This is a genomic window from Sphingobium sp. B1D7B, from assembly GCF_025961965.1.
In the GTDB taxonomy this organism is placed as follows: Bacteria; Pseudomonadota; Alphaproteobacteria; order Sphingomonadales; family Sphingomonadaceae; genus Sphingobium.
Genome location: NZ_JAOQOR010000001.1, coordinates 2,707,985 through 2,734,327 on the forward strand (window position 1 = coordinate 2,707,985; position 26,343 = coordinate 2,734,327).

The 26,343-nt window shown below is 63.2% G+C and carries 25 protein-coding genes; 12 read left to right on the top strand and 13 right to left on the bottom strand.

What is annotated here, in order from left to right:
- Window positions 1–16: 16 nt before the first annotated feature.
- Window positions 17–2,593, bottom strand: coding sequence for a TonB-dependent receptor (locus M2336_RS12630; RefSeq protein WP_264593042.1), 2,577 nt, complete (start codon window positions 2,591–2,593; stop codon window positions 17–19).
- 303 nt (window positions 2,594–2,896) lie between these two features.
- Between M2336_RS12630 and M2336_RS12635 the strand changes: the two genes are divergently transcribed.
- On the top strand, window positions 2,897–4,036 hold the full coding sequence (locus tag M2336_RS12635; RefSeq protein WP_264572804.1) for a cobalamin-independent methionine synthase II family protein: 1,140 nt from the start codon (window positions 2,897–2,899) through the stop codon (window positions 4,034–4,036).
- A gap of 58 nt (window positions 4,037–4,094) precedes the next feature.
- On the opposite strand, the gene M2336_RS12640 is transcribed toward M2336_RS12635, so the two are convergent.
- From M2336_RS12640 to M2336_RS12690, 11 genes are all read right to left on the bottom strand, one after another.
- Window positions 4,095–5,354, bottom strand: a complete 1,260-nt coding sequence (locus tag M2336_RS12640) for an MFS transporter (RefSeq protein WP_264593043.1) — start codon at window positions 5,352–5,354, stop codon at window positions 4,095–4,097.
- Between the two features lie 93 nt (window positions 5,355–5,447).
- A complete protein-coding gene (locus tag M2336_RS12645) occupies window positions 5,448–5,912 on the bottom strand; it encodes an acyl-CoA thioesterase (protein WP_264593044.1) in 465 nt (154 codons plus the stop codon).
- On the bottom strand, window positions 5,909–6,352 hold the full coding sequence (locus tag M2336_RS12650) for a nuclear transport factor 2 family protein (RefSeq protein ID WP_264572807.1): 444 nt from the start codon (window positions 6,350–6,352) through the stop codon (window positions 5,909–5,911). Before M2336_RS12650 ends, M2336_RS12645 begins: the two co-directional genes overlap by 4 nt.
- Window positions 6,349–7,374 carry an aldo/keto reductase gene (locus M2336_RS12655; RefSeq protein ID WP_264572808.1) on the bottom strand — a complete coding sequence of 342 codons (1,026 nt, stop codon included), beginning with the start codon at window positions 7,372–7,374 and terminating at the stop codon, window positions 6,349–6,351. The genes M2336_RS12650 and M2336_RS12655 overlap by 4 nt, the downstream gene beginning before the upstream one ends.
- Window positions 7,375–7,442: 68 nt before the next feature.
- Window positions 7,443–7,835, bottom strand: a complete 393-nt coding sequence (locus M2336_RS12660) for a hypothetical protein (protein ID WP_264572809.1) — start codon at window positions 7,833–7,835, stop codon at window positions 7,443–7,445.
- 151 nt (window positions 7,836–7,986) lie between these two features.
- Window positions 7,987–8,934 carry a Gfo/Idh/MocA family oxidoreductase gene (locus tag M2336_RS12665; RefSeq protein WP_264572810.1) on the bottom strand — a complete coding sequence of 316 codons (948 nt, stop codon included), beginning with the start codon at window positions 8,932–8,934 and terminating at the stop codon, window positions 7,987–7,989.
- A gap of 159 nt (window positions 8,935–9,093) precedes the next feature.
- On the bottom strand, window positions 9,094–10,002 hold the full coding sequence (locus M2336_RS12670) for a class III extradiol dioxygenase subunit beta (protein ID WP_264572811.1): 909 nt from the start codon (window positions 10,000–10,002) through the stop codon (window positions 9,094–9,096).
- Between the two features lie 2 nt (window positions 10,003–10,004).
- Window positions 10,005–10,424 (bottom strand): protocatechuate 4,5-dioxygenase subunit alpha, encoded by a 420-nt coding sequence (ligA, locus tag M2336_RS12675; RefSeq protein ID WP_181559640.1) that lies wholly within the window; start codon window positions 10,422–10,424, stop codon window positions 10,005–10,007.
- Between the two features lie 11 nt (window positions 10,425–10,435).
- Window positions 10,436–11,461 (bottom strand): amidohydrolase family protein, encoded by a 1,026-nt coding sequence (locus tag M2336_RS12680; RefSeq protein ID WP_181559641.1) that lies wholly within the window; start codon window positions 11,459–11,461, stop codon window positions 10,436–10,438.
- A gap of 4 nt (window positions 11,462–11,465) precedes the next feature.
- Entirely contained in the window at window positions 11,466–12,389 is a 924-nt protein-coding gene (locus M2336_RS12685) for an NAD(P)-dependent oxidoreductase (protein WP_264572812.1), read from the bottom strand.
- A gap of 17 nt (window positions 12,390–12,406) precedes the next feature.
- Entirely contained in the window at window positions 12,407–13,624 is a 1,218-nt protein-coding gene (locus M2336_RS12690; protein WP_264572813.1) for a LysR family transcriptional regulator, read from the bottom strand.
- A 122-nt stretch (window positions 13,625–13,746) separates the two neighbouring features.
- On the opposite strand from M2336_RS12690, the gene ligK reads away from it, so the two are divergent.
- The 4 genes from ligK to M2336_RS12710 all read left to right on the top strand — a co-directional run bounded on the left by ligK (window position 13,747) and on the right by M2336_RS12710 (window position 18,093).
- Entirely contained in the window at window positions 13,747–14,421 is a 675-nt protein-coding gene (ligK, locus tag M2336_RS12695; RefSeq protein WP_319801494.1) for a 4-carboxy-4-hydroxy-2-oxoadipate aldolase/oxaloacetate decarboxylase, read from the top strand.
- 51 nt (window positions 14,422–14,472) lie between these two features.
- Window positions 14,473–15,525 carry a 4-oxalomesaconate tautomerase gene (locus M2336_RS12700; RefSeq protein WP_264572815.1) on the top strand — a complete coding sequence of 351 codons (1,053 nt, stop codon included), beginning with the start codon at window positions 14,473–14,475 and terminating at the stop codon, window positions 15,523–15,525.
- 146 nt (window positions 15,526–15,671) lie between these two features.
- A complete protein-coding gene (locus M2336_RS12705) occupies window positions 15,672–16,559 on the top strand; it encodes an amidohydrolase family protein (protein WP_264572816.1) in 888 nt (295 codons plus the stop codon).
- A gap of 58 nt (window positions 16,560–16,617) precedes the next feature.
- Window positions 16,618–18,093 carry a carotenoid oxygenase family protein gene (locus M2336_RS12710; RefSeq protein WP_264572817.1) on the top strand — a complete coding sequence of 492 codons (1,476 nt, stop codon included), beginning with the start codon at window positions 16,618–16,620 and terminating at the stop codon, window positions 18,091–18,093.
- Window positions 18,094–18,174: 81 nt separating this feature from the next.
- On the opposite strand, the gene M2336_RS12715 is transcribed toward M2336_RS12710, so the two are convergent.
- Window positions 18,175–18,918: an SDR family oxidoreductase gene (locus M2336_RS12715; protein WP_264572818.1), complete on the bottom strand. Its 744-nt coding sequence runs from the start codon at window positions 18,916–18,918 to the stop codon at window positions 18,175–18,177.
- A gap of 106 nt (window positions 18,919–19,024) precedes the next feature.
- On the opposite strand from M2336_RS12715, the gene M2336_RS12720 reads away from it, so the two are divergent.
- The 7 genes from M2336_RS12720 to M2336_RS12750 all read left to right on the top strand — a co-directional run bounded on the left by M2336_RS12720 (window position 19,025) and on the right by M2336_RS12750 (window position 26,269).
- On the top strand, window positions 19,025–19,438 hold the full coding sequence (locus M2336_RS12720) for a winged helix-turn-helix transcriptional regulator (protein WP_264593045.1): 414 nt from the start codon (window positions 19,025–19,027) through the stop codon (window positions 19,436–19,438).
- 375 nt (window positions 19,439–19,813) lie between these two features.
- Window positions 19,814–22,138, top strand: coding sequence for a TonB-dependent receptor (locus M2336_RS12725; RefSeq protein ID WP_264572820.1), 2,325 nt, complete (start codon window positions 19,814–19,816; stop codon window positions 22,136–22,138).
- A 134-nt stretch (window positions 22,139–22,272) separates the two neighbouring features.
- Window positions 22,273–23,850 carry an FAD-binding oxidoreductase gene (locus M2336_RS12730; RefSeq protein ID WP_264572821.1) on the top strand — a complete coding sequence of 526 codons (1,578 nt, stop codon included), beginning with the start codon at window positions 22,273–22,275 and terminating at the stop codon, window positions 23,848–23,850.
- Window positions 23,847–24,299, top strand: a complete 453-nt coding sequence (locus M2336_RS12735; RefSeq protein WP_264570291.1) for a c-type cytochrome — start codon at window positions 23,847–23,849, stop codon at window positions 24,297–24,299. The genes M2336_RS12730 and M2336_RS12735 overlap by 4 nt, the downstream gene beginning before the upstream one ends.
- The gene (locus tag M2336_RS12740; protein ID WP_264572822.1) at window positions 24,296–24,673 is read left to right on the top strand and encodes a twin-arginine translocation signal domain-containing protein; all 378 of its coding nucleotides are present in this window, start codon (window positions 24,296–24,298) and stop codon (window positions 24,671–24,673) included. Before M2336_RS12735 ends, M2336_RS12740 begins: the two co-directional genes overlap by 4 nt.
- A gap of 37 nt (window positions 24,674–24,710) precedes the next feature.
- On the top strand, window positions 24,711–25,490 hold the full coding sequence (locus M2336_RS12745; RefSeq protein ID WP_264572823.1) for a glutathione S-transferase family protein: 780 nt from the start codon (window positions 24,711–24,713) through the stop codon (window positions 25,488–25,490).
- Window positions 25,490–26,269, top strand: coding sequence for a glutathione S-transferase family protein (locus tag M2336_RS12750; protein ID WP_264572824.1), 780 nt, complete (start codon window positions 25,490–25,492; stop codon window positions 26,267–26,269). The genes M2336_RS12745 and M2336_RS12750 overlap by 1 nt, the downstream gene beginning before the upstream one ends.
- The last annotated feature ends 74 nt before the right edge of the window (window positions 26,270–26,343 follow it).

Below are 26,343 nucleotides of genomic sequence, written 5' to 3' on the forward strand. Positions count from 1 at the left end.
TGGCTTGACGAGGCGGTCAGAAACTGCGGCGCACGGAGACCGCCCAGGTCCGCAATGGCGCAGGCACGCCCGTTACGACGCCAAGCGACGCGCTGACATCGCTCTTGGTCAGGAAGTAATATTTGTTGAACATGTTCTGCACTTCCAGCGAGATGCGCCAGTCCTTGTCCGTCGTGGTGAAAGACAGGCGGCCATTGGCGAGGAAGTTGCCCTCCACCCGGCTCCACTCAGAGTTGGATGTCTCGGTGAAGACATCGGACTGATAGGAGCCATCGAACCGCACGCTCACCGTGCCGGGCGTGATCTCATGATCATATTGCAGGCCGAAGCTGTAGGTCCATTCCGGCGTGTAAGGCGTCACCGCATCCAGTGAGATGCCGGACGTGCCGACTTCCTTATACTGGAAGTTGATGTAGCTAAGGCTCCCATCGACGGTGAAGCCCGCGAACGGATGAATGGTCGTTTCCAGCTCGAAGCCCTTGACGTCCGCCTTGCCGACGTTGGTGGGCTTGAGGCAGGGCACGGATGGGCACGCCGAGAGCGTGAGGATCATGTCATTATATTTGTTCAGGAACACCGCGCCGTTCAGCCGCACGCGCCGATCGAACAGGTCGGACTTGAATCCCAGCTCATAGGTGGTGAGCGTTTCCGGGTTGAAGCTGCCGAGCTGGTTGCAGGGTGCCGGAGCGACATAGCCCGGTGCTGTGCACGAACCCGCCGAGGGCCCGAAGAACGGTCGGGGATTGACCCCGCCGCCCTTGAAGCCTGTAGCAACCGAGCCATAAACAAGCAGTTCCGGCGAGAATCGGAAGTCGGTGGAAATCCGCCAATCCCAGCGATCGCCCTTGAAGCTGTCGCTGACGTTGTAGAGGCCAGAAAGCAGGCAGTTGGGCGTATTGCCAATGCCGGTCGGTCCTGCGGTCGGTGCGCCCTGGAAGAACTCGCAGATCGGGAGGGACGGCAATTGCGCCGGCGTCCAGTTACCGAACGGCACCGTGCCGTCCGGGTTGCGGCGGAAGTAGGTGTAGGTCTTTTCATCACGCGTGTAGCGCAGACCGCCCGAGATGCTCCATCCTTCCAACGGCCGGATCACGCCATTGGCGAAAAGCGCTTTGGAAGTGGACGGCGTGGTGTCGGGACCATGCAGGAAGTCGATGCCGGCATAGTTCAGGTCGACACGGGCGGAGTAGGTGCCCTTCTGATCGAAGTAGAAGCCGCCGAGGGTGAAGTCGGCGAACGTGCCGACCTTGCCGTTCAAGCGCAGTTCCTGGCTCCAGGCGTGATGGTCGAGCTGGTTATCCAGTTGCGCGACGGGAACAGGGGTCGCGTCCTGATCCTGCCCGAAGTTCGACTGATATTCGCGATAGGAGGAAATCCATACGACATTGAGGCTGTCGCTCAGCGTCCACGTCACATTCCCGTGAATGCCCCAGCCCTTGAAGTCCTGGTTCTGCAAGGCCGTGTAGGGCTTGTAGGGGGACTGGGACGTGGGCAGCATTCCATCCACGAAATTGGCGTAGCCGATGAAGCGGCGGTCACCGCCATATGCCGAGCTGGCCAATGAATCGCAGCCATAGGCCCCATAAGGCACGAAGGCGCAGCCTACCGGCACGGGGCTGCCATTCTTGCCCGGCAGCCAGGCACCGCCATTGGCATTCGTACCGGGGTTGGGGATGGCCGGGTTGAACGGATTGGGGTTGGTCGAGGTCGGCCCCGGCAGACCGGCCGCGATCAGCACGGTTGGCGCCGGCTCCGACTTATCCGACGTATAGTCCCCGGACAGGTTCACTTCGAGCGCATCGGACGGCAGCCAGCGCAGCGCGATGCGCCCGGCGACATAGGATTGGCCGCCCTGCGTCCCGACAACGGGGTCGGCGCCCCGGTTGTTGCTGGCCGGCACGTTCGAGCCGGGGTGGGTCGCGCCATAATCCAGAAGTTTGAGGTAGCCATCGCGGCTCTTCGCGGCGCCAGACAGGCGGACGAACAGATTGTCCGTCACAGCGAAGTCGGCCATGCCGCGCAGATCGAGGCGGTTGTAGGACCCGTAGGTGGCCTCAAGCGTGCCGCCGCCAGAGCCATCGGGCTTGGCACTGAACAGCTTGATGGCGCCGCCGATGGAGTTCTTGCCCGCCAGCGTCCCCTGCGGGCCGCGAAGGATCTCGACCCGGTCCAGATCCATGAGGTCCAGCAGCGAGCTGGAGAGGGTCGGAATGTAGACATCATCAATATAGACGCCCACGCCGGGGTCGAGGGCATAGTTGAAGTCGGTCTGCCCCACGCCGCGGATGAAGGCGATGAGGCCGGCGCCGCCATTTTGCGGTTGTGGCCGCAAGGTCACGTTGGGTGACTGGTTGGCGATGTCGGCAATGCTGGTCTGCCCGCGCTGTTCCAGCAGGGCGGCGTTGACCGCGGTGATGGCGATCGGCGTATCCTGAAGCCGTGTCTCACGGAACTGGGCAGTGACGATGATATCGCCGGTAACGTCCGTATTCTGGGCACTTTTGGGCTGTTCGCCGCTCTGGGCATAAACCGGGGCGGCTAGCGCACAGGCCAGGGCATAGGACGCAACGGATCGCGCGCAAAATCTGCGCATGGGCAATCTCCTCTCCATGTTGCCGTTGCTGATTTTCATGTCTCGTAGCGGACATGCAACGGCGTGGCGGCGGCATAACATGAGGGTTTGGGAGCAGCAATATGTGCAATAGTGTGAACAGCGGCGGGCCGGGCGGTTGCCCGGGTGATGCTGAGACATCATTGGATATTGTCAACAATGGCCGTCTCCGCAAATGGCGGTAAGCCTTGCGTTTTTGGCCCGACCTCTCTCGGGCTTGCCTGATTGCATCGGTCGTGCGAGGGGCGGCGGCATAGCGTTGAATTGAAGAAAGGGTTGAGTACTGTGATCGCAACGACACATGTCGGAAGTCTGCCGCGCGGGCCGGAGCTTGTTCCCTTGCTGCTCGCGAAGGATCATGGCGAGCCTTATGACGCCGCGCAGTTCGAGACGGTTGTGCAGCAGGCCATCGACGATGCCGTTGCCAAGCAGGTCGAGGCCGGAGTCAGCATCGTGTCCGATGGCGAACTCGGAAAGGTCGGTTACTCAACCTATATCATCGAGCGTCTGGAGGGCTTTGGCGGCCACACCGATCGCAAGCCGGCGCTCGACCTCGCGCCCTTGCCGGAGCTGCGCAAGAAGCTCGCCGCGATCATGGGCGATCAGGAATTCACCCGCGCCTCGTGCATCGCACCGGTGAAGCTCAAGAACCTGCAGCCCTGCCATGACGACATTCGTCGGTTCGATCAGGCGCTCAAGGCGCAGGGCAAGGGCGCACGCGGCTTCATGAATGCCGCGTCCCCCGGCCTGATCACGGCCTTCCAGCCCAATGCCTATTATCCCAGCCACGAGGCCTATCTCGCGGATCTGGTGACGGCCATGCGCCCTGAATATCAGGCGATCATCGATGCGGGCTTCGACCTGCAGCTCGATTGCCCCGACCTCGCCATGTCCCGCCACACCGGCTATCAGGACGTGAGCGACGCAGAGTTCGTGAAGATTGCCGAGGCCAATGTCGAGGCGCTGAATGCCGCCACCGAAGGACTCCCCCGCGACCGGCTGCGGATGCACATCTGCTGGGGCAATTATGAAGGCCCACATGATTGCGACATCGATCTCGCCAAGGTGCTGCCGACGATCCTGCGGGCCCGCCCCGGCGTCGTGCTGTTTGAATCGGCCAATCCGCGCCACGAGCATGAGTGGACCGTGTGGCGGGATGCGAAGCTGCCCGACGATCTCGTGCTGGCCCCGGGCCTGATCGATAGCTGCTCGAACTATGTCGAGCATCCGGAACTGGTCGCCCAGCGGATCGAGCGCTTTGCGGGCATTGTCGGCGCTGAGCGCGTGATCGGCAGCACGGATTGCGGCTTCGGCACCTTTGCCGGCTACGGCAAGATCGATCCCGCCGTCACGTGGAAGAAGCTGCAGGCCCTGCGGGAAGGCGCCGATATTGCAGCCAGGCGCCTCGCGAGCGTGCCGGCCTGATTTAAAAGCTCCATGCCGGACCGCGCTTTCCAGATGCGTGGCCCGGCATCGGATCCTGTCAGGACGCGGCCGCCATCCTGGCGCGTTGCGAGGGGGCGGTTTCGGTGAGGAAAATCGCCACGATCCCGCCGAGGATCGCCAGCACTACCATGATCCACAAGGGCGCGGCCAAGCTGGTCGCGTCCGCCGCTACACCGGTCAGCGAAGGCGCGAAGACCCCGCCGAGGATTTCCGCCGATCCCATGGTGAGACCCAGCGCCGTCGCGGCTTGGCGCGGATCGACGCTTTCCGACGGCACGGTGGCCATGAACAATGGGAAGATCCCGTTCAGGCCCCAGCCAAAGAAGAAGATCGGGACCAGCCCCCAGATCGACCCGCTCCAGTAGAGAGCGCCCAGCGGCAGGATGATGCCGAGCAGAGGCATGGCGATCATGACGGGCCGCCGCCCGATCCAGTCCGACAGGCCCGAGATCGCGAAGCTGCCGATAGTCGCGGAAATGCCCAGGGTTGCGATCAGCCAGCTCATTTCCGTCGGGGTGTAGCTTCTGACGCTGGTGAGGTAGATCGGCAGGAAGGTCAGGCAGATGACGAAATAGCTGACCATCAGCACGCCCAGCAGCACGCAGACCAGCACATTGCGGGTGCGCAACACACTGAGGACACCTTGGGCTTGGCCATCCTGTACCTGTGGCCGTGCCGGCGCTGCGGGCTCCTCCAGCGTGAACCAGATCAGCAGGGCACAGATGATGCCGGGAATGGACGCGAGGAAAAAGGCGTTGCGCCATCCGAATTCCAGGCCGAACCACACGAGCAAGACCGGCGCAAGAAACGATCCCAGCAGATTGGACCCGAAATTCTGGGCAATCCCCTGCGCAAGGCCGCGACGGCGCGGATCGACTTCGCTGGCGACCATGGCATGGCTGATCGGCATCACGCCGCCCTCCGCCGCGCCCATCAGCATCCGTGCGCACAGCATGAAGAGGAAGCTTGTCGCCATGCCGCTGAGAAAGCAGCAGAGCGAGAAGCCGAGCGTCGCGCCGACGAGCAGCAGCTTGCGATTGCCGATCGTGTCCGACAGGCGGCCGATGGCGAAGGCGGCAATGGCCCAAGTGAAGGAGAGGCCGCCCGCGAGCAGGCCGATCTGAGCGTTGGACAAGCCGAGCTCGGGCTGGACGAACGGCATCAGCACGTTGAGCGCCTGCCGATCGAAAAAGACGATGCCGAAATTCAGGCTGAGCAGTCCGACCAGCCATGCCTGATAGCCGCCGCTGCGCAGACGCGGCGTGCCCGCATCCCCCATCACCATAAGCCCCTCCATGAGTCCTCTTGTTATGAGGGTATCATGGCGCAGGCTTTGGCAAATGAATAGCCCTCTATCGAATGGCGGTGCGCCCTCGATAGTTGGGCAGCCTTACGCTCCGGGCAGAGCGAACCGGGCCCGAATGTCATCGGGCACGCGCTCCGCGCGCATCCCGCCCGGGCGCTCGCTGTCCCGCACGGTCCACACCCTCTTTTCCGTACCGCTCACGCAGACATGCCCGTCCTTGAGCAGGCGATGCCGAATGGTGAAGCTGGAATTGCCGAAATCGGGCGCTTCCACCTCCAGCACCACATCATCGCCATAGGCGGCGGGGCGCTGGAACTTGGCCGACACATCGACCATCGGAAAGCCGACTACGCCCTGGGTTTTCAGCATGTCCCGCTTGCGCACGCCAAGCGCCTTCTCGAACAGCATGATCGTGCTCTCGCCGAACATCTCGAGGAAGCGCGGCGCATAGACGATGCCCGCCGGGTCGCAATGGCCCCATTCGATGCGATAGGGTCGGGAGAGGAACGCCTGGAAGTCATCCGGCTGGGATGCAGGGACGCCGGTCATGCCGCGAAATCCAGACCGCCGCGCCGTTCTGCAAAGCGCCATCCCTCCGGTGTCTTGCGCAGGCGGTCCGCATAGGTACCGATCAGCGGCCCCTTGGGATCGCGCACGGGCAGCCCGCCGGTTTCGCTCGCGACGCCCTGATACAGCACGATGACCGACAGCGCCGTCGCTTCGGTCTCGCTTACGACGTCCACGACCACGTTGGAAACCACATGGCGCGCCGCACGGACCGGCCGGCTCTTGAAGGTCGCGAGAATAGCCTCACGTCCCTTTATCGGCTGATCCGGTGCGCTTGGCCGGGCCATCTGGCCATCCTCGGTGTAGAGGGCCGCGACGGCGTCCCAGTCAGCCGCATCGTTGAGCAGCGTGTAGCGATTGATGAGCGTGGTGCAGTCCCATTCGATCGCCCGCCGCATCGCGTCGTCCAGTGTCACGCTCATGCCGCGTCCGCCTCTTCGGGCAGCAATTCGGTATCGATCTGCTTCTGCACCGGTGCGGGATAACGCGCGCCGGCAACGGCGCCAGGCGCGAAGATCGCGTCCACGGCCGCGATGGATTCCGGTGCGAGGTTGATGGAGGCCGCTTTCACATTCTCCTCAAGATGCGCGATGGAGCGCGTGCCGGGGATCGCGATGATCTGCGGCGCCCGCGCCAGCACCCAGGCTAGGCTGAGCTGGGCAGGCGTGATGCCGAGATCGGCCGCAACCGCATTGAAGCGCTCGGCAAGCTTGAGATTGTGGCCGAAATTGGGTTCCTGAAAGCGCGGCATCGGGATGCGGATGTCGCCGGCCTTGAAATCGATGCTGCTGATGGCGCCGGCGAGCATGCCGCGCGCGACCGGCGAGAAGGCGACGAAGGCGATGCCGAGTTCCCGGCAGGCGTCCAGCACAGCGACTTCCGGATTGCGCACCCAGGGCGAATATTCGGACTGAATGGCAGCGACGGGATGCACGGCATGGGCGCGGCGGATGCTCGCTGCGGACATTTCGGACAGGCCAATGGCGCCGATCTTCCCGGCTTCCTTCGCCCGCACCAAAGCGCCCATCGAGTCTTCGATCGGAACGTTCCGGTCGAGCCGGTGCATGTAATAGAGATCGATAAAATCGGTATTGAGCCGCTGGAGCGAGCGTTCCAGCGATCCGGTGATCGTCTCCGGTCGCCCGTCGAGCACACGCTCGCCGTCGATCAGATCGAGCACGCACTTGCTCGACAGCACATAATCCTTGCGGCGATGGCCGACAGCGCGGGCGATCAGGCCCTCATTCTTGCCACCGCCATACAGCGCTGCGCTGTCGAGATGCGTCACGCCGATGTCGAGCGCATGATTGAGCAGGCGCGCGCCTTCCTCCTCGCTCGGCGGGGCGTCATAAGCGTGAGAGAGGTTCATGCAGCCCAGACTGATGGCGGAGACGGCCATGTCCGCGATGCGGCGGGTGGGGAGGGGTGTCGATGGCGAAGTCATGGCCCGGCTTGTGTCGCCCCGGGCATTAAAAATCAATCCTCGCGGCGCTTTTGGCGAGGATTGCGTGCCTATCGCCGAAAGTCGAGGGCGGTTTCGATCCAGTCCCAGAAGTCCCGGGACGCATCCTTCACATGCTGGGACGCATCGCGATAGGCGATGGGATCGTCCCGGACACGGATGACCGGCCAGTCCGCCTGATTGATGGCATTGCGTGAGCGGAAAGCCGCCAGCAGGCGCATGGCTTGCGTCATTAGAGCTGGCGAGGCGAGCAGGATGGGTTCGCTCTGGAGTGCGGCATTCATCAATCCGAATTGCTCGACGAACTTCCGGCGAAGCTGGAGTAGTTCATGCATCCGCGCTGCTTGCGCGATCGTGCCCAACTGCACGATTTCAGTCTCGGTGGCAGAAAACGCGCGCAGCATGTCCGCGAGATCTGAACTTAACCCGGTCGCCACTGACATGCACCTCTCCCGCCGCCTATGGTCTGACGGTAGAGCGGCGCCTTAAATGGCAAAGCTTGAGAAATGCCTACGGGCATGACGCCGATGATTGAGCGTCGCCGGAAATGAGGCGGTGTGCAGCCGCGAACAGGCTACACACCGCCAGTCTTTATCAGCCGGCCTTGTTGAGCTGGACTTCCAGCTCGCCGAGCACGCGATAGCAATCGAGCACCTGTGCGACCGAGCTGTTCGGCTCGCGGCCATCGCGGATCGCGGCGATGAACTCGCGGTCCTGCAGCTCGATGCCGTTGCTGGAGACGGCAACGCCGCTCAGGTCCACCGGCTCTTCCTTGCCGGTCACCAGATCGTCATAGCGCGCGATCCAGGTGCCATTGTCGCAGATGTAGCGGAAGAAGGTGCCGAGCGGCCCATCATTGTTGAACGAGAGGGAGAGGGTGCAGATCGCGCCGCTCTCGCTCTTGAGCTGGATGGACATGTCCATCGCGATGCCCAGCTCCGGGTGCATCGGGCCTTGCACGGCATTGGCCTGCACGATCTTGCCGGCCTGATAGGCGAACAGGTCGACCGTGTGCGCGGCGTGGTGCCACAGCAGATGGTCCGTCCAGGAGCGAGCCTCGCCCTTGGCATTCATGTTCTTGCGGCGGAAGAAATAGGTCTGCACGTCCATCTGCTGGATCGCGAGTTCGCCCGCCGTAATCTTGTTATGGATATACTGGTGGCTCGGGTTGAAGCGGCGGGTGTGGCCGACCATGCAGACGAGTCCGGTTTCCTTCTGCGTGTCGATGACCGCCTGGGCGTCGGCCCAGCTGTCCGACAGGGGGATTTCCACCTGCACATGCTTGCCGGCCTTCATGCAGGCAATGGCCTGCTGGGCGTGCATCTGCGTGGGCGTGCAGAGGATCACCGCGTCGACGTCATCGCGCGCGAGCGCCTCGTCCAGTTCCGTGCCGCTGTGCTTCGCGCCATATTTGGCGGCGACTTCGGCGGCCTGATCGGCACGACGGCTGATGATCGAGACGATCTCCACACCATCGATGTTCTTGAGGCCGTCGAGATGCTTTTCGCCGAATGCGCCGGCGCCTGCGAGTGCGATTCTCATGAGGGGGAGTCCTTTCTCCAGCTAACCCCTCCCTTTCAAGGGAGGGGCAAGGGGTGGGTGAGAGGCGAGGGGGCTCAATGCCCCCCAAGTCACTTCAAATGGGGTGATGGCCAGCACCACCCCAACCCCTCCTCTGAAGAGGAGGGGCCTTTGCGCGTGTTAGGCCTTCGCCATGCTGTGACCGCTCATCACCTTGCGCGGTTCCAGCGGCGCTCCGGCCGTTTCTTCCGGTTGCAGGATCATCGCGCCGAGCGCAGTGTTGGAGGCCGGGATGTGGTAGAAGGTGTAGAGGTCACGCACCTTCTCCGGCAGCGCGCCGCGCATGATGAGCCACATGACCAGCTCGATGCCTTCCGACCCGCTTTCGCGCAGATATTGGATGTGCGGCATCTTGCTGAGCTCTGCGGGATCGCTGATCAGCTTGTCGATGAAGTTCAGGTCGAACTCCTTGTTGATCAGGCCAGCGCGCGGCCCCTGAAGCTGGTGGCTCATGCCGCCGGTGCCCCAGACGTGGACGTTGAGGTCTTCCGGGAAGCTCTCGACCGCGGCGCGGATGCTATCGCCCAGGCTGAAGCAGCGCTTGCCCGACGGCGGCGGATAGGTGACCACGTTGACCGGGAAGGGAATGACCTTGCACGGCCACTCGTCCGGCTCGCCGAAGATCATCGAGAGCGGCACGGTGCAGCCATGGTCGACGTCCATCTGGTTCATGATGGTCATGTCGAACTCGTCCAGGATCAGGCTCTGGGCGATGTGCCAGGCGAGATCGGGATGGCCCTTCACGTCGGGCACGGGGCGCGGGCCCCAGCCTTCATCAGCCGGCTTGAAGCTTTCGGCGCATCCGATCGCAAAGGTCGGGATGATGTTCATGTCGAACGCCGAGGCGTGGTCGTTATAGACCAGGATCACAACGTCGGGGGTGTTGCCCGGCTGCTTGATCCACTCCCGGATCGGCTCATAGCCCTTGAAGACCGGACCCCAATAATCGTTGTCGCTGGTCTTGGTCTGCATCGCCGCGCCGAGCGCGGGAATGTGGCTGGACGTAATGCCTGTGGTAACGCGTGCCATGATCAAAATCCTCCCTTGATCGAGCGCACGCCCTCAGGCGAACGACCACCGTCGATCATCATCTGTGCATATTCTTCCTGCGTCATGCCGGTCATCGATCCGGCAGCGAATTGGAAGCTCTTGCCATCGGTCGAGAAGAGCTTGGAGAGGAAGTAAACATTCCCGCCCTCGTCGATCATGGCATTGTAGTCGCGGGCCAGCACGGCCGCCTTGGCGGCGGGTGTCAGGTTCCACTCGTCGAGATAGGCGCTCTCGTCCGCCTTGAACCGCTCGCGATTCTCGGCCTTCATCAGGCTCATCGCGAACTGATTGAGATTGTAGCCCCGGCGCGCGCGCTGGGCCGTGAACACGCGGGTGCCGGGAATGTCGTCAAACTCGGCAAGATAAGCGTGAACGTCGATTCTTTCTTTCTTCTCGGTCATGATATCCTCTCTTAGAGCCCGCGGGCGTTCAGCTTGGCGTCGAGACGCGGGAAGACGCGGCGGGTATTGCCCTCAAAAATCGCGTGACGCTCCTCGTCAGAAATGTCGAGCGCATCGATATAGCGCTTCGTATCGTCGAAATAATGACCTGTGGTCGGGTCGATCCCACGCACGGCACCGACCATCTCGCTGCCGAACAGGATGTTCTTGTTGTCGATCACGTCGGCCAGCAGGTTGATGCCGGGCTGGTGATACACGCAGGTGTCGAAGAACACGTTGTTCATGAGCAGCGTATCAAGGCTGGGTTGCTTGAGCATGTCCGCAAGTCCGCGGAACCGGCCCCAGTGATAAGGCACTGCGCCGCCGCCATGCGGGATGATGAAGCGCAGCGTCGGGAAGTCGGCGAACAGATTGCCCTGCAGAAGCTGCATGAAGGCGATCGTATCGGCCGCCAGATAATAGGCGCCCGTCGCGTGCATCGCGGGATTGCAGCTGCCCGAGACGTGGATCATCGCCGGGACGTCCAGTTCGACCATCTTCTCGTAGAAGGGATACCAGAATTTGTCAGTCAGCGGCGGCTGCTTGAAGTGGCCGCCGCTCGCATCCGGGTTCAGGTTGCAGCCGATGAAGCCCAGCTCATTGACGCAGCGGTCCAGCTCGGCGATCGAACTGGTCATGTCCGCCTCTGGCGACTGCGGCAACATGCACACGCCAGCGAATGTCTCGGGGTAGAGATCGACGACGCGCGCAATGAGGTTGTTGCATGCCTGCGCCCAAGGCACTGCCACCGACTGATCGCCGACATGCGGCGCCATGGCCGAGGCGCGCGGCGAGAAGATCGTCATGTCCGCGCCGCGCTCCTTGATGAGGCGCAACTGGTTCTGCTCGATGGTCTCGCGAATGTCGTCGTCAGAAATCTCGGGATAGGGCGGGCAGGGCGTGCCATTTTTGAAGGCCGCCTTCTGCTGCTCGCGCCACTCGTCATGCGCCTTGGGCAGCACGGTATAGTGGCCATGGCAGTCGATGATCATCGTCATTCCGTCACCTTCCAGACTTTTCTGTTTCTGTCATTTTGGGCTGCCCAGCGGACACGGGCTTCGCGATCATTTCGGGATGCATGGCATCCAGAAAGGCCAGCTTTGCCTCAAGCCCCTGCGGCATCTCGACCGAACCGAGCAAGGCGCCCATCGCCCGCTGGCGTGTCACTGTCCCGCGTGTCATGGCCGGTTCGATGCCCAGCTCGGTAAGCGTCACGACCACCTCGTCCATCTCGGCGGCGCGCCGTGTGCCGTGCGCCAGCATCCGGTCGAGATTATAATCGATCTTTTCGGGCCAGTCTCCGCCGAGTGAGGCCAGCACATTCTCGGTCACGCCCGCACGACGGGCCGCGAGGATCATCTCCGCCGTCAGCGCCTCGATGCCCTTGATCATGACAGAACGAACCATCTTCGTCGCGCTGGCGGCGCCGACCTGATCGCCCGCAATCGCAACCTTGCTGAAGCCGATCGCGCGCAGCGCCGCTTCGCCCTGCGCAGCGTGCGGGCCGCTGATCAGCAGCGGCACAGTCATCGCGGCGGGCTGCACGGGCGACATGACCGCTACATCAACATAATGGCCGCCAGCCTGCTCGATCGCCGCAGCATTGCGCTGCTTGGCGCCCGGCGACACGGAATTCATGTCGAAGAACAACGTGCCGGGGGACAGGTGCCGCGCGGCTGCGGACGCTGCCGCCTCGGTCTGATCGGCGGTGACGAGACTCAGGATCATTTCCGCGCCGGCTAGCGCGTCCGACAGGGACTCGCAGCCCGTGACGCCCGTTTCGGTGTAAGCGGCGCGGATCGGGCCGGCCGTCTGCGGTTCGATTGCCTTGAGGTCGAATGCGCGCGCGTCGCTGCGCCATCCGGCGGCACCGGCGAAGGTCCGGCCCGCTTCCCCAAAGCCGATAAGGGCAATTCTCCCGCTCATGATCGACGCTGTGCCGCCTATCGAGCGGAATCGCAAATTTGTTCCCGCTCCGTGCCATAAGCAGAAGCGAATGGTTCCGTCGCGGCCCGGTCCAGCTCGGCAATGAAGGCAGCTTGTGCCGGGGCCGGTCGCCACTGCGCCCGGGTGGTGAGCGCGACCGCGCGAGAGAAGCCCCCGGGCGGGGCGCCAAGCGAGACGAGCCAGCCCGCCTCCTGCTCGACCGAGACCTGATCGGGCGAGAGCAGGGTCAGAAAGTCGGTTTGCATCAGGATTTCGCGGATCATCATCACCGACCCGCATTCGATCGGAACGGGCGGTGGGGCAAGTCCGGCCGTGCGGAACATCTCGTCGAAGCGCGCCCGCAGGGGCGCGCCGGGCGACGGCAAGATCCAGGCATAGCGCGCGAGATCGCTCAACGGGCGATCCCGTGCCGAACCGGCCTCGGGATGACCGGCCCGCGCGATGATAATCACCTCATCCTCGAACAGGGGGCGCTGCGTGAGGTCCGGGCCGGGCGGCGGATCGCGCATGGCGCCGACCATCATGTCTATGCTGCCGTCGCGCAGGGATTCCGCCAGTTCGCCATGCGATCCTTCGACGATCACGATCTCTATGGCCGGAAATGCGGTGTTGAACCTTGCCAGCGCGCGCGGTAGCACCCGAGCGCGGGAGAGCGGCATCGCCCCGATGGTGATCCGCGCGGGCACGCCGCCGGATTGGCCCAAGGCTTCGTCGAGGCCTGCTTCCAGCTCTGTCCGGGCGAGGCGGAAATTGCGGGCGGTGCGCCGGCCCGCGTCGGTCAGCGCGATCCCCCGTCCGCGCCGCTCGACGAGCGACCGCCGGAGGATCAGCGACAGATCGCCAATGGCGCGATGCAGGGTCGGCTGCGAGAGGCCGCTCTGCGCCGCTGCAGCCGCATAGCTTCCGCTATCCGCGACGGCGAGGAAAGCCCGCAATTGCGCCATGGTCACCCGCCGCGAGCCGATCATTTCGGCCGCTTGCTCAACGCGCTCAGCCAGCGCCATCGCAGGAGGGAGGGGCGTCATGCCGTCCGTGCGCCGCTCGAATAGCTGCACGTCCATGATGCTTTCCACGCGAGCAATGGCTTGGGTCACAGCAGGCTGGGTCAGATGGAGCGTGCTCGCGGCGGCGGACACGCTTCCCTTGTGCGTTACTGCCGCAACGGCGGCGAGGTGGCGCAGATTGAACGAAAAGGGTGAGAGGCCCGATGCCATGAGGGCCAGACTTAGCAGATGCTTATGATCTGCGCAAAGTTCGGGGTGGATTGACCGGACGCCGTTCCCCTATTCTATACGGGAGCAAGGCTGTTGCCAGTTAATGTTGATCGAGAGGAGCAATCATGGGTGTGGTCGTACAGAATATCGAGCGTGCTGATCCTGAGGTGATTGACGGTCTGGCGGCGTGCGGTGTTGCGACGGTTCATGAGGCGCAGGGACGCACGGGTTTGCTGGCGAGCTACATGCGGCCGATTTACGCCGGTGCGCGGATCGCGGGCAGTGCAGTGACGATCAGCGCGCCTCCGGGCGACAACTGGATGGTGCATGTCGCCATCGAGCAGTTGAAGGCCGGCGACGTGCTGCTGCTGGCGCCGACCAGCCCCTGCGAGGATGGCTATTTCGGCGATCTGTTGGCGACCTCGGCGCAGGCGCGCGGCTGTCGCGGCCTGATCATCGATGCCGGCGTTCGCGATGTGCGCGATCTTACCGAGATGAACTTCCCGGTCTGGTCCAAGGCGGTCTACGCGCAGGGCACGGTCAAGAACACGCTGGGCAGCGTCAACATCCCAGTCGTCTGCGCCAATGCGCTGGTCAATCCCGGCGATGTGATTGTCGCTGATGATGACGGCGTGTGCGTCGTCCCCCGCGCCAACGCCGCCAAGGTGCTGGAAGCGGCCCGCGCGCGGGAAGCCAATGAAGGCGAGAAGCGCGAGAAGCTGGCCTCCGGCGTGCTGGGCCTCGACATGTACAAGATGCGTGAGCGTCTGGAGAAGGAAGGCCTGAAATATGTGTGAGGCACGTCCGCCTCGGAACGCATCTCCGTTCGCTTCGAGCAGGAGGCTGTGATGGACGGCATTACCTGCATGTGGATGCGTGGCGGCACCTCTAAGGGCGGCTATTTCCTGGCGGACGATCTGCCCACGGATACCGCCGCCCGCGATGCCTTCCTGCTGCGCGTCATGGGCTCGCCAGACCCGCGCCAGATCGACGGCATGGGTGGCGCCGATCCGCTGACCAGCAAGGTTGGCGTTGTCAGGAAATCGAGCCGCGAAGGCGTCGATGTCGATTATCTCTTCCTGCAGGTGTTCGTCGATCAGGCGATTGTCACCGACGCGCAGAATTGCGGCAATATCCTCGCGGGCATCGGTCCGTTCGCCATTGAGCGCGGTCTCGTGCAGCCAACCGGCGATGAAACCCGCGTCGCCATCTTCATGGAGAATACCGGCCAGGTCGCCGTCGCCACGGTGCAGACGCCCGGCGGCCAGGTTCGCTATGATGGTAACGCCTCGATCAGTGGCGTGCCGGGTACATCGGCGCCCATTCCGCTGTTGTTCCGCGATACCGCTGGCTCATCCTGCGGCGCCCTGCTGCCGACGGGCAATGGCGTCGACGAGATCAATGGCATCAAGGTGACGATGATCGACAATGGGATGCCCTGCGTCGTCATGCTTGCCAGCGACGTCGGCGTGACCGGCTATGAGGATCGCGACACGCTTGACGCCAATGCGGAAATGAAGGCGAAGGTCGAGGCTATCCGCCTCAAGGTCGGTGAGATGATGAACCTCGGCGACGTAACCGAAAAGTCCGTCCCCAAGATGATGCTGGTGGCGCCGCCGCGCGAGGGTGGGGCCGTTACCGTGCGTTCGCTCATCCCGCATCGTGTCCATGCCTCCATCGGCGTGCTGGGCGCGGTGAGCGTGGCGACGGCATGCCTTATCGAAGGCTCTCCCGCCGCCTCCGTCGCCAAGGTGCCCGAGGGCGCGACAAAGACGCTAGGGGTCGAGCATCCGACCGGCGTCACCGAATGCGTCGTGACCGTGGACGCTGACGGACAGCCGGTGGAAGCCGGCATGTTGCGCACCGCCCGCAAGCTGATGGACGGGGTGGTGTTCGGCTGAACATCCCCTGCGTCCATGGCAGGCTCCCTGCACCTCAGAACAAGTCCGTTCGCCCTGAACTTGTCAAAGGGCTGTTTCATCTGGAACAATCGAACGGAAAGTGAGAACCGGGCTTCGACAGGCCCAGCCCGAACGGAACCAACGAGATGACCGACCGCATCCTTTCCTGGCATAGCAACCCGAGCAAGCCCGCCTACACGCCGCCGCTGGGCGCCGTGGATGCGCATTGCCATGTGTTCGGGCCGATGGCGCAGTTCCCGTTCAGCGCGAAGGCTAAATATCTGCCGCAGGATGCAGGCCCGGACATGCTCTTTGCCCTGCGCGATCATCTGGGCTTTTCCCGCAACGTCATCGTCCAGGCGAGCTGCCACGGCACCGACAATGCTGCGACCTTGAACGGCATTGCCGTTTCTGACGGGAAGGCGCGCGGTGTCGCCGTGGTCGATCCCGCGATCAGCGAGGCCGAGCTTGAGGCGCTGCACGCCGGCGGCATGCGCGGCATCCGCTTCAACTTCCTCAAGCGCCTCGTGGACGATGCCCCCAAGGACAAGTTTCTCGAGGTCGCGAGCCGACTGCCGGAGGGCTGGCATGTGGTCATCTATTTCGAGGCGGACATTCTCGAAGAACTGCGCCCGTTCATGGATGCGATCCCGGTGCCGCTGGTCATCGACCATATGGGCCGGCCCGATGTGCGCCAGGGACCGGACGGTGCTGACATGAAGGCCTTCCGCAACCTGCTCGATAGTCGCGATGACATCTGGTTCAAGGCGACCTGCCCGGACCGGCTCGATCCCGCCGGTGCGCCTTGGGATGACTTTGCCAATGCCGTCGCGCCGCTGGTCGCCGATTATCAGGATCGGGTCATATGGGGCACCGATTGGCCGCACCCCAACATGCAGGATGCCATCCCTGACGACGGCCTGCTTGTGGACATGATTCCGCGCATCGCGCCAACGGAAGCGTTGCAGCGCAAGATGCTGGTGACCAACCCGATGCGTCTATACTGGCCTGAAGAACTTCGCGCTGGGTCATAGCCAGTTCGACAACGAGAGACCAAACAGGCCCGAAACCGCAAGCTGACTGGAGAGAAGAATGCCGTTTCCCGCAACGCCGGACTATATGGGCCTCAACACGCCAGTCCGTCAGGAAGTTTCGCTCAAGGGCCTCACGGCATCAGAGGGCATCATTCCGGCGGATGTGCGCGGCGCTTTCTTCCGGGCGGTGCCCGATCCGCAGTTCGAGCCTTTCTTCCAGCCCGATACGGCGCTCTCGGATGATGGCATGATCAGCCGCATCCTCTTCAATGAGGACGGGACGGTCGATTATGACATCAAATATGTCCAGACCCCGCGCTGGAAGGCCGAGAACGCGGCCGGCAAGCGTCTGTTCGGCCGCTATCGCAATCCCTTCACCAATGACGCGTCGGCTGAGGGCGTGGAGGGGACTGTCTCCAACACCACGCCGGTCTGGCATGCGGGCAAGCTCATCATGACCAAGGAGGATGGGCCGGGTCATCAAGTCGATCCGCACACGCTGGAGACCATCGGCGCCTATGATTTCGGGGGCGCGCTCAAGTCGCAGACGATGACGGCCCATGTCCGCATCGATCCCGAGACCAAGGAGATGTTCGTCTACGGCTATGAGGCGGATGGCCTCTGCTCAAAGACCATCGCTTATTGGTGGACCGACAAGGACGGCAAGCTCATCAGGGAACAGTCGTTCGAGGCGCCGTTCTGCAGCCTTGTCCATGACTTCGTGATCACCGAGAACTACGCCATCTTCCCGCTGCAGCCCACCACCGCCGACCTGGAGCGCGTGAAAGCCAAGGGTGCGCACTGGGTTCACCAGCAAGATCTGGAATATCACATCGGGGTGATGCCGCGTTATGGCGATGTGTCCGAGATCCGCTGGTTCAAGGGACCGAAGGGCGCCTCCAGCTTCCACATGATGAACGCCTTTGAGACGCCGGACGGCAAGGTCCATATCGATCACCACATCACCGATACGATCGCCTTCCCGCATATCCGCGCGGACAGCGGTATCGATGTACAGCCTTGGGAGCTGGGCGGCGGCTTTCAGCGCTGGACGGTCGATATGAAAGGCGACGGCGATGGCGTGGAGGTCACGCCGCTCGGGCCTCCGGGAGACATGCCGCGCATTGCCGATGCCGATCAGGGGCGCCCGTACAAGCGGGGCTGGTATTGCAGCATGAACCCGCAGCCCATGGGGCCGCCGCTGATGGGCGGCGTCGTCGGCGCCATGTTCACCGCGCTCCTCCGGAAGGATTTCGAAACCGGCGCAATCGTCGGCTATAATCTGCCGCCGGCGCATGGAATGAGCGAGACCGTGCATGTGCCATCGAGCGAGCCCGGTCATGAAGGCTGGCTGGTCGGCGTCGTCGATCATGAGACCGCGCCGGACCAGTTCGAGCACGCGGTGTGGATCTGGAACGCGGGGGATCTTCCGGCCGGGCCAGTCGCCAAGGTGCCCGTGCCCACCCGGATGCGGCCGCAGGTCCATGGCTGGTGGGTGCCGATGGCGGCCTATCAGGCGGCGAAAGCGGCCTGATCCTTTCGCACGCCCAAGGGCGCAGGTGTTAGAGCCTGCCCCCTTGGACGGCGGTGATGTTTCGTCATACCACCTTGGCGATCAAAGCGTGCTGATCATCCGCACAGTCTCGGCAAACCGTCCCTCGCGCTCCGCCGAGCGAAGGAAGCGGACATTCTCGACGAGAATTTCCTCGGGCGTGGGCACTTGCTGAAAGAGCGCCATCACTTCCGCAGCATAATCATTGAGCGGCATATAGTTTTCCCGCGTGGATTGTCCCGGGGTTAGCTCGGTGCGCACGGCTGGTGGGGCCAGCTCGATCACCTCGACCTTGCCGCGCAGCTGTTCCCGCAGGGAGACCGTCCAGCTGTGCAAGGCCGCCTTGCTCGCGCTGTAGCTCGGCGTGCCGATCAGCGGCACGAAGGCGAGGCCGGAGGTCGTGTTGATGATCGCGGCGTCTTCCTGCGCCATCAGATGCTCAATCAAGGCATTGGTCAGGCGGATCGGCCCCAGCACATTGGTGATGAAGGTCTGCTCCGCCACAGTCGTGTCGCCGCGGCGCGCGAGATCCTCGCGCTGCATAATGCCGGCATTGTTGAACAGGATGTTGATCGCCGGAAAGCGGGCGATCGCTTCGGCCGCGAATGCTTCGATGCTTGCCGGATCGCTCGCATCAACTGTGAGCATGTGCATGCCCGCGCGACCCTCGATGGTTTCAGCTAATGTCGCTGCTGTCCGCCCCGCGACGATCACCGTGTTGCCGAGCTCGTGGAAATGGCGCGCCAACGCGCGGCCAATACCGGAGCCGCCGCCGGTGATGAGAATGGTGTTGCCCGTGGTCTTCATGCCGTTTGCTCCAATTCTGCTGGTGGACGGCTGCTCATTTAAGTCCTAGCTTTCAGAACGAAAGAAGGCACCGGAAAGATTGATACTCACCGGAAAGAGAGTGTGAATGACAACTCAAGCAAAGCGCCCAAGTGTGCCAGCTAGCCCGGATCGCTACGACCAGATCGATCCCCGCGTGGAAGCGCTGGTCAATGACCTTATCGGCCAGGTCGCGGACAAATGGACCATGCTGCTGATTGAAGTGCTGCACGATCATGGCGAACAGCGCTTCACACGGATCTTCGAAAAAATGCCCGGCATCAGCCAGAAGATGCTTACGCAGACCCTGCGGCAGATGGAGCGCAACGGTCTGGTCCACCGCACGGTGCATCCGGTCGTGCCGCCCCATGTGGATTACCGGCTGTCGGAGCTGGGGGCCAGTCTGGGCGAAGCATTTTGTGGCGTGTGGACCTGGGCGGAAGATCATCTGCAGGCCATCGACGCCGCTCGCCTGAGATTTGATGAGGCACGCACTCGTTAAGTGAGCCGGGCAGGGCGACCGCTAACTCGCCGCATTCTGTTTTCACGAACGAAGCGGCAACGAATCACGCATTCAAGTTGGGGTCTTAGCCGGCCTCCGCCTCCATCGCGGCGTGAGATCGCCTTCTCCGTGCTTCAAAGATGCACAACCAGACATGTTCCTGCGCTCTTGAACAAGCGCGCTGATGCATAAGTCCCACGCCGGGACCAAAAGTTCGGCCGTCGCGCCGCCGCCGTCTCCTTTAAGTTGATCCTGTCCGGAATTCCTGCCTATATCAACGAGCCTAAAAAACGGCTCCTGTATGCTCTGCGAGAGGTCGCAAAGACCCGCGCAATGTGAGGCTGCATCGAGCCGCACAGGTGAGGAGAAGATGTGATGAACAGGAAGTCCAGAATCCGCCCATTGCTGTGCGCCGGTTCGGTTATGGTGATGGCCATCGCGGCGACGACGCCCGCTATCGCGCAGCAAGATGCCGCCCCGCAGGCCGACAGCACCCCCGATATCATTGTTACTGCACAATTTCGGTCTCAGCGCCTGCAGGATACGCCACTGGCGATCACAGCGGTGGATGCGGCGCTACTTGAAGCGCGCAATCAGGATGACATCGCCGCGGTCGCCCGGCAGGCGCCTAGCGTGACCCTCACCCCCATGGGTGGCGCGTTTGGCGATTCCATGGGCGCCTCCATCCGCGGCATCGGGCAGTTCGATTTCAACCCGGCCTATGAGCCGGGCGTGGGGCTTTATGTTGATGATGTCTATTATCCCACCCTTACCGGTGCCAATTTCGACCTGCTCGATCTGGAGCGCGTGGAAGTGCTGCGCGGGCCGCAGGGAACGCTCACGGGTCGCAATTCGATTGGCGGCGCGATCAAACTGTTCTCGAAGAAACCGGAAGCCGATCCGAGCGGTTTTGCCGAAGTGAGCTACGGCTCGCGCAACCGCGTGGAAGTACGGGCCGGGGCGAATTTCCCGATTACGGATATGCTCTTCGCCCGCGTTTCCGGCGTCCATAAGAGCCAGCGCGGTTATGTCCAGCAGATCGATTATGGCTGCGCCAATCCCGGCAATCCCGAGGGCATCCTGCCGGCCGTGCCGACCAACACCGACTGCGTGGTCGAGGATCTGGGCGGCATTAACTATTCCGGCGTGCGCGGCGCGTTGCGTTATGCAGGCGAGAAGCTCGATATCCAGATTATCGGCGACTATCAGTATTCCGATCGCCCCAGCGCTGCCGAAGTGCCGATCGTGGCGCAGGGCGACGCCTCGAACTTCCTGTGCGGGCCCTGGTGCACCTATGCAAGCTGGGGGCTGCCGGCGGGCGGTCAAGCCGGCAACTGGAATACGGGCAATCGGAACAAGTTCCGTGGCTGGGGCGTGTCCGGCCATATCGATTGGGATGTGACCGACAATCTTCAGGTCCAGTCGATCACGGCCTATCGCTCCTACAATAACCGCTGGGGCACGGACGATGATTTCACGCCGACGCTGACGCGGGCCGCTGGCGGCTTCAACGATCTCGATTTCTGGTTCGTGAGCCAGGAGCTGCGCGTCAACGCCAAGCTTGGCGACATGGCCGATCTGACCGTTGGCGGCTATTACTCCGACCAGCGCAGCACCTACTTCACCATTCAGGATATCCGCTACATCATCCCCGGCGTGCCGCTCCAGTTCCTCGGCAACGATCCGATCAATGCGGACAGCAAGGCCGTATTCGGCACCGCGATCGTTCGCCCGGTTGATGGCATGACGATCACGGGCGGTATCCGCTACACTGAGGAGCACAAGGACTATACGTTCATCCGGCGGAACCTTGACAATACCGCGCCGCTCTTCCCCGATCCGTTCGGTCTCTCGGCTCTCAATAACCTGAAGGCCGTGTATGACGGGAGCCGCGTCGACTGGCGCCTGTCCGTGGATTACCGCTTCTCGCCGGAAGTGTTGCTCTATGGAACCGTGGGCACGGGCTTCAAGGGTGGCGGCGTCACCGCGCGCCCGTTCCTGCCGACGCACGCGACCCAAGGCACGTTCGGGCCGGAGACCGTCACAGCCTACGAAATCGGCCTGAAGACGGACTTACTCGACCGTCGTCTGCGCGTGAACCTCGCGGGCTTCTACAACGACTATAAGGCGATCCAGCTGCCGCTTTCCGACTGTTCGGCTTATGGCGGCGGGCCCTGCGCAGTCATCGCCAATGCCGGCGACGGCAAGATGTGGGGCTTTGAAGCCGAGGTTTCGGCAACCCCGGTCGACAATCTGATGATCGACGCGTCGCTGAGCCTCATCGGCTCGGAGTACAAGTCGATCTCGCCCGCCGTCGGCAGCACGATCACCGCCGGCAGCCCCATCGTTTCGCCCGAAACACAGTGGAGCGCAGGCATTCAGTATGAGATCGACATGGGCGGGGCAGGCTCGATTACGCCGCGGCTGGACGTTGCCTATCGCGGCCGGCAGTTGGCCAGCAGAACGCTGAATGCGGTCAATCCGGACTTCGAATATTTTCCCTCCTACGTCCTTGGCAGCACCCGGCTGACCTGGCGTAATCGGGATCGCGACCTCGCCGTGTCGTTCGAAGTCACCAATCTCTTCGACGAATATTACTACACGTCGCGGTTTGACGCGGTCTACGGCTTCGCGGGCACGGCCTATGCCAATGTCGGCGCGCCGCGCGAATGGCGCGTGTCGATCAAGAAGGATTTCTGAGGCCCTAGGGCGAGATAAACTTGAGGAGGGCGGCCGCGTGGTCGCCCTCATTTCCTTTGACCGCCCCATGATCCCACAATAGCAATAGTCGAAAGAGCGAGAGGCCGCACAGGCCCGCAAGGAGAGGTGAGCGCATGAAGCTAGTTTTGCCGCCCGGAATGTCACCGCAACGCTTCGATGCCGCCGTCAAGGCGTTGCAGGCTGCGGTCGGTGCGGGCTGGGTGATGACCAGCGATGAAGATCGCGACGCCTATGCGGATATTTACGCGCCGGGGCCCGAGACGCTCTGGACCGCATCGGGCGCGGTAGCCCCGAGCACGGTCGAGGAAGTGCAGGCGGTCGTGCGCATCGCCAATGAGCACAAGCTCCCCCTGTGGACTGTCGCGCGCGGCAAGAACCTTGGTTATGGCACGGCAGCGCCGCGGATGCCGGGCTGTATGGTGCTGGATCTCGGGCGAATGAACCGCATTCTCGAGGTCGATCCGGAGCTGGGCTATTGCGTCATCGAGCCGGGCGTCGGCTTCATCGATCTCTATGAGCATATCCAGCGCGAGAAGCTGCCGCTGATGATGTCCGTTCCCGGCAATGGCTGGGGCTCGGTGCTTGGCAACGCGCTTGATCATGGCATCGGCTACACGCCTTATGGCGTCCACGCGAGCAACCTGTGCGGTATGGAAGTCGTGCTCGCCAGTGGCGATGTGGTGCGCACGGGCCTTGGCGCGATGGAGAACAACAAGGCCGCGCATCTTTTCCCGTTTAGCTACGGCCCGAGCTGGGACCAGATGTTCACCCAGTCCAATCTGGGGGTCGTGACCAAGGCCGGCATGTGGCTGATGCCCGAGCCGGAAACCTCCGTAGAGCTGAACCTTGAAATCCCGCAGGCGGAAGACATCGGCTGGGTGATCGATACGCTCACGCCCCTGCGGCTGAACCGGATCATCGATCAGTCGATCTTCATTCCGAGTTGGCTCGGCAAGATGACGATCCTGGGGCAACGCAAGGACTTCTGGGACAAGCCCGGCGCCATTCCTGACTGGCGCGTGCAGGAGCTGCTCAAGGAGCACAAGCTGAGCTACTGGAACATGCAGTTGCGCCTCTATGGCGAGGAATCGGTGACGAAGGCCAAGGCGGCTGTCGTGAAGGCGGCTTTCGCGCCGCACCTAAAGACGCCGATCGGCGAGCGCTGGTGGCGCAAGGGCGATCCGACCAATGTGATGGACCTGACGCTCGGCGTACCTTCGGCCGTTCCGCTGCAGATGGGCGATTGGGTCGGCGGGCGCAGTGCCCATATGGGCTTCTCGCCGGTTGTCCCGGCCACCGGCAAGCATGTGCTCGACCAGATGCGCCGCAGCCGCAAGATCATCAACGATCATGATGTGGATTTCTACGCCAGCTTCACCATTGGCGGGCGGTTCTGCAACAATGTGAACATGCTCATGTACGACCGCGACAACGACAAGCAGGTCGAGACGATCAAGACGCTGTTCAACGCCCTGATCGCCGACGCTGCCGCCCATGGCTATGCCGAATATCGCACCCATCTCGGCTGGATGGACGCGATCTCCGATACCTTCGGGTTCAACAACCACGCCATGCGGCGGATGACCGAGCAGGTGAAAAACACGCTCGACCCGAACGGCATTCTCTCCCCCGGCAAGAACGGCATCTGGCCCAGCGCCTATGCCGACCAGCGTGGAAAGGCACTGGCATGAGGATAGGGCAGGTAACGAGCCTCATGACGCTGATGGCGGTCGGCGTGCTGATGACGACCTATGATCTGGGGACAAGGGATGCGCGGGCTGCCCAGCCCGGCGGTGCTCCGGCAGGCGGCCCGCCGCCACCCTCCGCTTACGGCATGCGGGCGCAGATGGCGCCAGGGGACCGGCAGCATAATGCCAATAGCGGTGAAGCCCTGTTCTCCAATCGGTGCGGCGCCTGCCATTTCGATTGGGGGATGGGCACAAATCTGATCACCAAGCAGCAGGTGATGATGGGCAACCCGCCCGCCATGGGCCTGATCGCCAACCGGGACGATCTGACCGCCGATTATGTGAAGGCGGTTGTGCGCATGGGCAAGGGCGCGATGCCCCGCCAGACGCGCGTGGACATCACCGATTCCGAGCTGGAAGCCGTGGCGGCCTATCTGGGGAAGGGCAAATGAGCGGCGTCTCGCGGCGGCAATTGCTGGGCGGCGCGGCGGTGGCAGGGGCTGTCGGCTTATTCGGCGCCCGGGCCGTCGCTGGCCCGGAGAAGGCAGCCCGCATTGTCGTCTATGACAGCCGCAGAGCCGCAAGTCGGTCTTTCGCCGGGCAGTTCTTCGGCGTGCAGCAGATCGATCTTGCCGGAGAGCATAGCCGTAACTGGGCCGGCGTCCGCGCGATCCGTCGCAGCGGTGCGATGTCTGGTCCGGTAGCGGGTCTGACCGGCTGGAATGACTATGTCGCCGCCCGGACCTGGCTTGAGGATCGCGGGCTGCGTCTGCGCTCTGAACGGCGCGACGCGACCCATGAACTCATCGCCTGGACGATGGCCTGAAATTGATCGAGAGGAGAGGGCAGCGGCCCGCGTTACGATGAGCAGCAGCAACGACGTCACTTTGTACCATTGGGAGCCCAACGCCAATTCGGGCAAACCCATGCTCACCCTCATCGAGAAAGGTGTGGCGTTCAATAGCCATTATCTCGACCTGCTCTCGTTCGATCAGCACAAGCCGGACTATCTGGCGATCAACCCGATGGGGACGATCCCGGCGATGACCCATGGCGGCCGGCTGCTCAATGAATCGACAGCCATGATGGAATATGTGGAGGAGGCCTTTCCCGGCCCCTCGATGATGCCTGAAGACCCGGTCGATCGCTGGCGTGTGCGCTGGTGGATGAAATATCTCGACCAGTGGCTTTGCCCGTCGTTCAGCATGATCGGCTGGAGCATCTTCATCGGCCCGCAAGTCCGGGCGCGCGACCCGGAAGAACTCAAGGCAGCGATCGACCGCATTCCCTTGCCGGAGCGCCGCACTGCCTGGCGCAAGGCGATCTACGGCTTGTTCAGCGAGGCGGAACTGGCAGAGTCGACGCGGCGGGTGAAGCTGGGCATCACCAAGCTGGAGGAGGCGCTGGGGCAGCGCGAGCATCTCGGCTCGGATCAATACTCGCTGGCGGATATCAATTGCTTCAATTCGGCTTACGGGCTCCCCTCCATGCAGCCCGATGACGTGAACGACGCAAAAACCCCCAACATCATGCGCTGGCTGCGCGCCATTGCGCGGCGCCCTGCGGTGCGGGAGACCTGGGCCTATAGCCGCGTGCCCCGTTTTGCCGAGCGCATCATTCCCTTGATCGAGGAGGCAGCGTGATGGCGATGACCCTGTATCATGGCGAGCCGACCGGCCCCTCGCTCACGGTGCTCGCCGCGCTGTTCGAGAGCGGTCTGAACGCGGAGCTTCGCCCTATCGACCTCGGCATGGCCGAGCGCCATGGCGGGACTGTGCCGCGCGCTTTCGAGGTGGATTACAGCGTCGAAGGGGAAGGTCCCGTGCTCGTCGTCGACGGGCACGCGCTGTGCGATAGCGTGTTCATCGCCTGCTATCTGGATGACGCCGCGCCCGGTTGTGGCCTGCGCCCCACTGATCCCTATGCCCGGTGGGAAATGATGGCCTGGTGTCGCTGGATGATCGAGCGCGTCGCGCCCGGCGCGGCGGCCCTGGCCAACTTGGCGTGGACGACACCGCGCTTGGCTGCGCTCGATGACGCGCGCTTCGATGCGCTGATCGCCCCCATTGCCTCGCAGGATCTGGCCGAGCGTTGGCGCGAGACGCGCAGCGGCCAGCTCTCGGCCGAGCATCGTGCTGCCAGCGAGGCGCGGGTCCGGGAGGCCACGCAGAAGATCGAGGGTCGCCTTGAGGCGCGCGACTGGCTCATGGGCAGCTTCTCCATCGCCGATCTGGAAAGCTACGCCTGGGTGGCGCCGATGCGTGATCTGCTTTCCGATGCCTTCACCGACAAGCCGCGCCTTGCGGCGTGGCTTGCGCGCGTAGAGGCGCGGCCCAGCGTGCAGCGGGCGCTCGCGCAGGCACGCAGCCCGCAGCCGGCTCACGCCTTTGCGCCCGGCCCGGAAATCAATCGCTGGGGCTAGGGCGGAACGTCCACCGCGCTCTCTCGTTGGATGATCGGCGGCGCCTGTCGCGCCGCTGTATCATCGGAGAGGAG

Bases quoted from the DNA above. Each gene is read 5' to 3' on its own strand.
- M2336_RS12685 (WP_264572812.1), bottom strand. From the start codon at position 12,389: ATGAGCGGGAGAATTGCCCTTATCGGCTTTGGGGAAGCGGGCCGGACC.
- M2336_RS12680 (WP_181559641.1), bottom strand. From the start codon at position 11,461: ATGACGATGATCATCGACTGCCATGGCCACTATACCGTGCTGCCCAAG.
- M2336_RS12630 (WP_264593042.1), bottom strand. From the start codon at position 2,593: ATGCGCAGATTTTGCGCGCGATCCGTTGCGTCCTATGCCCTGGCCTGT.
- M2336_RS12740 (WP_264572822.1), top strand. From the start codon at position 24,296: ATGAGCGGCGTCTCGCGGCGGCAATTGCTGGGCGGCGCGGCGGTGGCA.
- M2336_RS12655 (WP_264572808.1), bottom strand. From the start codon at position 7,374: ATGACTTCGCCATCGACACCCCTCCCCACCCGCCGCATCGCGGACATG.
- M2336_RS12715 (WP_264572818.1), bottom strand. From the start codon at position 18,918: ATGAAGACCACGGGCAACACCATTCTCATCACCGGCGGCGGCTCCGGT.
- M2336_RS12700 (WP_264572815.1), top strand. From the start codon at position 14,473: ATGGACGGCATTACCTGCATGTGGATGCGTGGCGGCACCTCTAAGGGC.
- M2336_RS12710 (WP_264572817.1), top strand. From the start codon at position 16,618: ATGCCGTTTCCCGCAACGCCGGACTATATGGGCCTCAACACGCCAGTC.
- M2336_RS12720 (WP_264593045.1), top strand. From the start codon at position 19,025: ATGACAACTCAAGCAAAGCGCCCAAGTGTGCCAGCTAGCCCGGATCGC.
- M2336_RS12745 (WP_264572823.1), top strand. From the start codon at position 24,711: ATGAGCAGCAGCAACGACGTCACTTTGTACCATTGGGAGCCCAACGCC.
- M2336_RS12650 (WP_264572807.1), bottom strand. From the start codon at position 6,352: ATGAGCGTGACACTGGACGACGCGATGCGGCGGGCGATCGAATGGGAC.
- M2336_RS12660 (WP_264572809.1), bottom strand. From the start codon at position 7,835: ATGTCAGTGGCGACCGGGTTAAGTTCAGATCTCGCGGACATGCTGCGC.
- M2336_RS12725 (WP_264572820.1), top strand. From the start codon at position 19,814: ATGAACAGGAAGTCCAGAATCCGCCCATTGCTGTGCGCCGGTTCGGTT.
- M2336_RS12730 (WP_264572821.1), top strand. From the start codon at position 22,273: ATGAAGCTAGTTTTGCCGCCCGGAATGTCACCGCAACGCTTCGATGCC.
- M2336_RS12640 (WP_264593043.1), bottom strand. From the start codon at position 5,354: ATGGAGGGGCTTATGGTGATGGGGGATGCGGGCACGCCGCGTCTGCGC.
- M2336_RS12645 (WP_264593044.1), bottom strand. From the start codon at position 5,912: ATGACCGGCGTCCCTGCATCCCAGCCGGATGACTTCCAGGCGTTCCTC.
- M2336_RS12705 (WP_264572816.1), top strand. From the start codon at position 15,672: ATGACCGACCGCATCCTTTCCTGGCATAGCAACCCGAGCAAGCCCGCC.
- ligA (WP_181559640.1), bottom strand. From the start codon at position 10,424: ATGACCGAGAAGAAAGAAAGAATCGACGTTCACGCTTATCTTGCCGAG.
- M2336_RS12735 (WP_264570291.1), top strand. From the start codon at position 23,847: ATGAGGATAGGGCAGGTAACGAGCCTCATGACGCTGATGGCGGTCGGC.
- M2336_RS12665 (WP_264572810.1), bottom strand. From the start codon at position 8,934: ATGAGAATCGCACTCGCAGGCGCCGGCGCATTCGGCGAAAAGCATCTC.
- M2336_RS12750 (WP_264572824.1), top strand. From the start codon at position 25,490: ATGGCGATGACCCTGTATCATGGCGAGCCGACCGGCCCCTCGCTCACG.
- M2336_RS12690 (WP_264572813.1), bottom strand. From the start codon at position 13,624: ATGGCATCGGGCCTCTCACCCTTTTCGTTCAATCTGCGCCACCTCGCC.
- M2336_RS12670 (WP_264572811.1), bottom strand. From the start codon at position 10,002: ATGGCACGCGTTACCACAGGCATTACGTCCAGCCACATTCCCGCGCTC.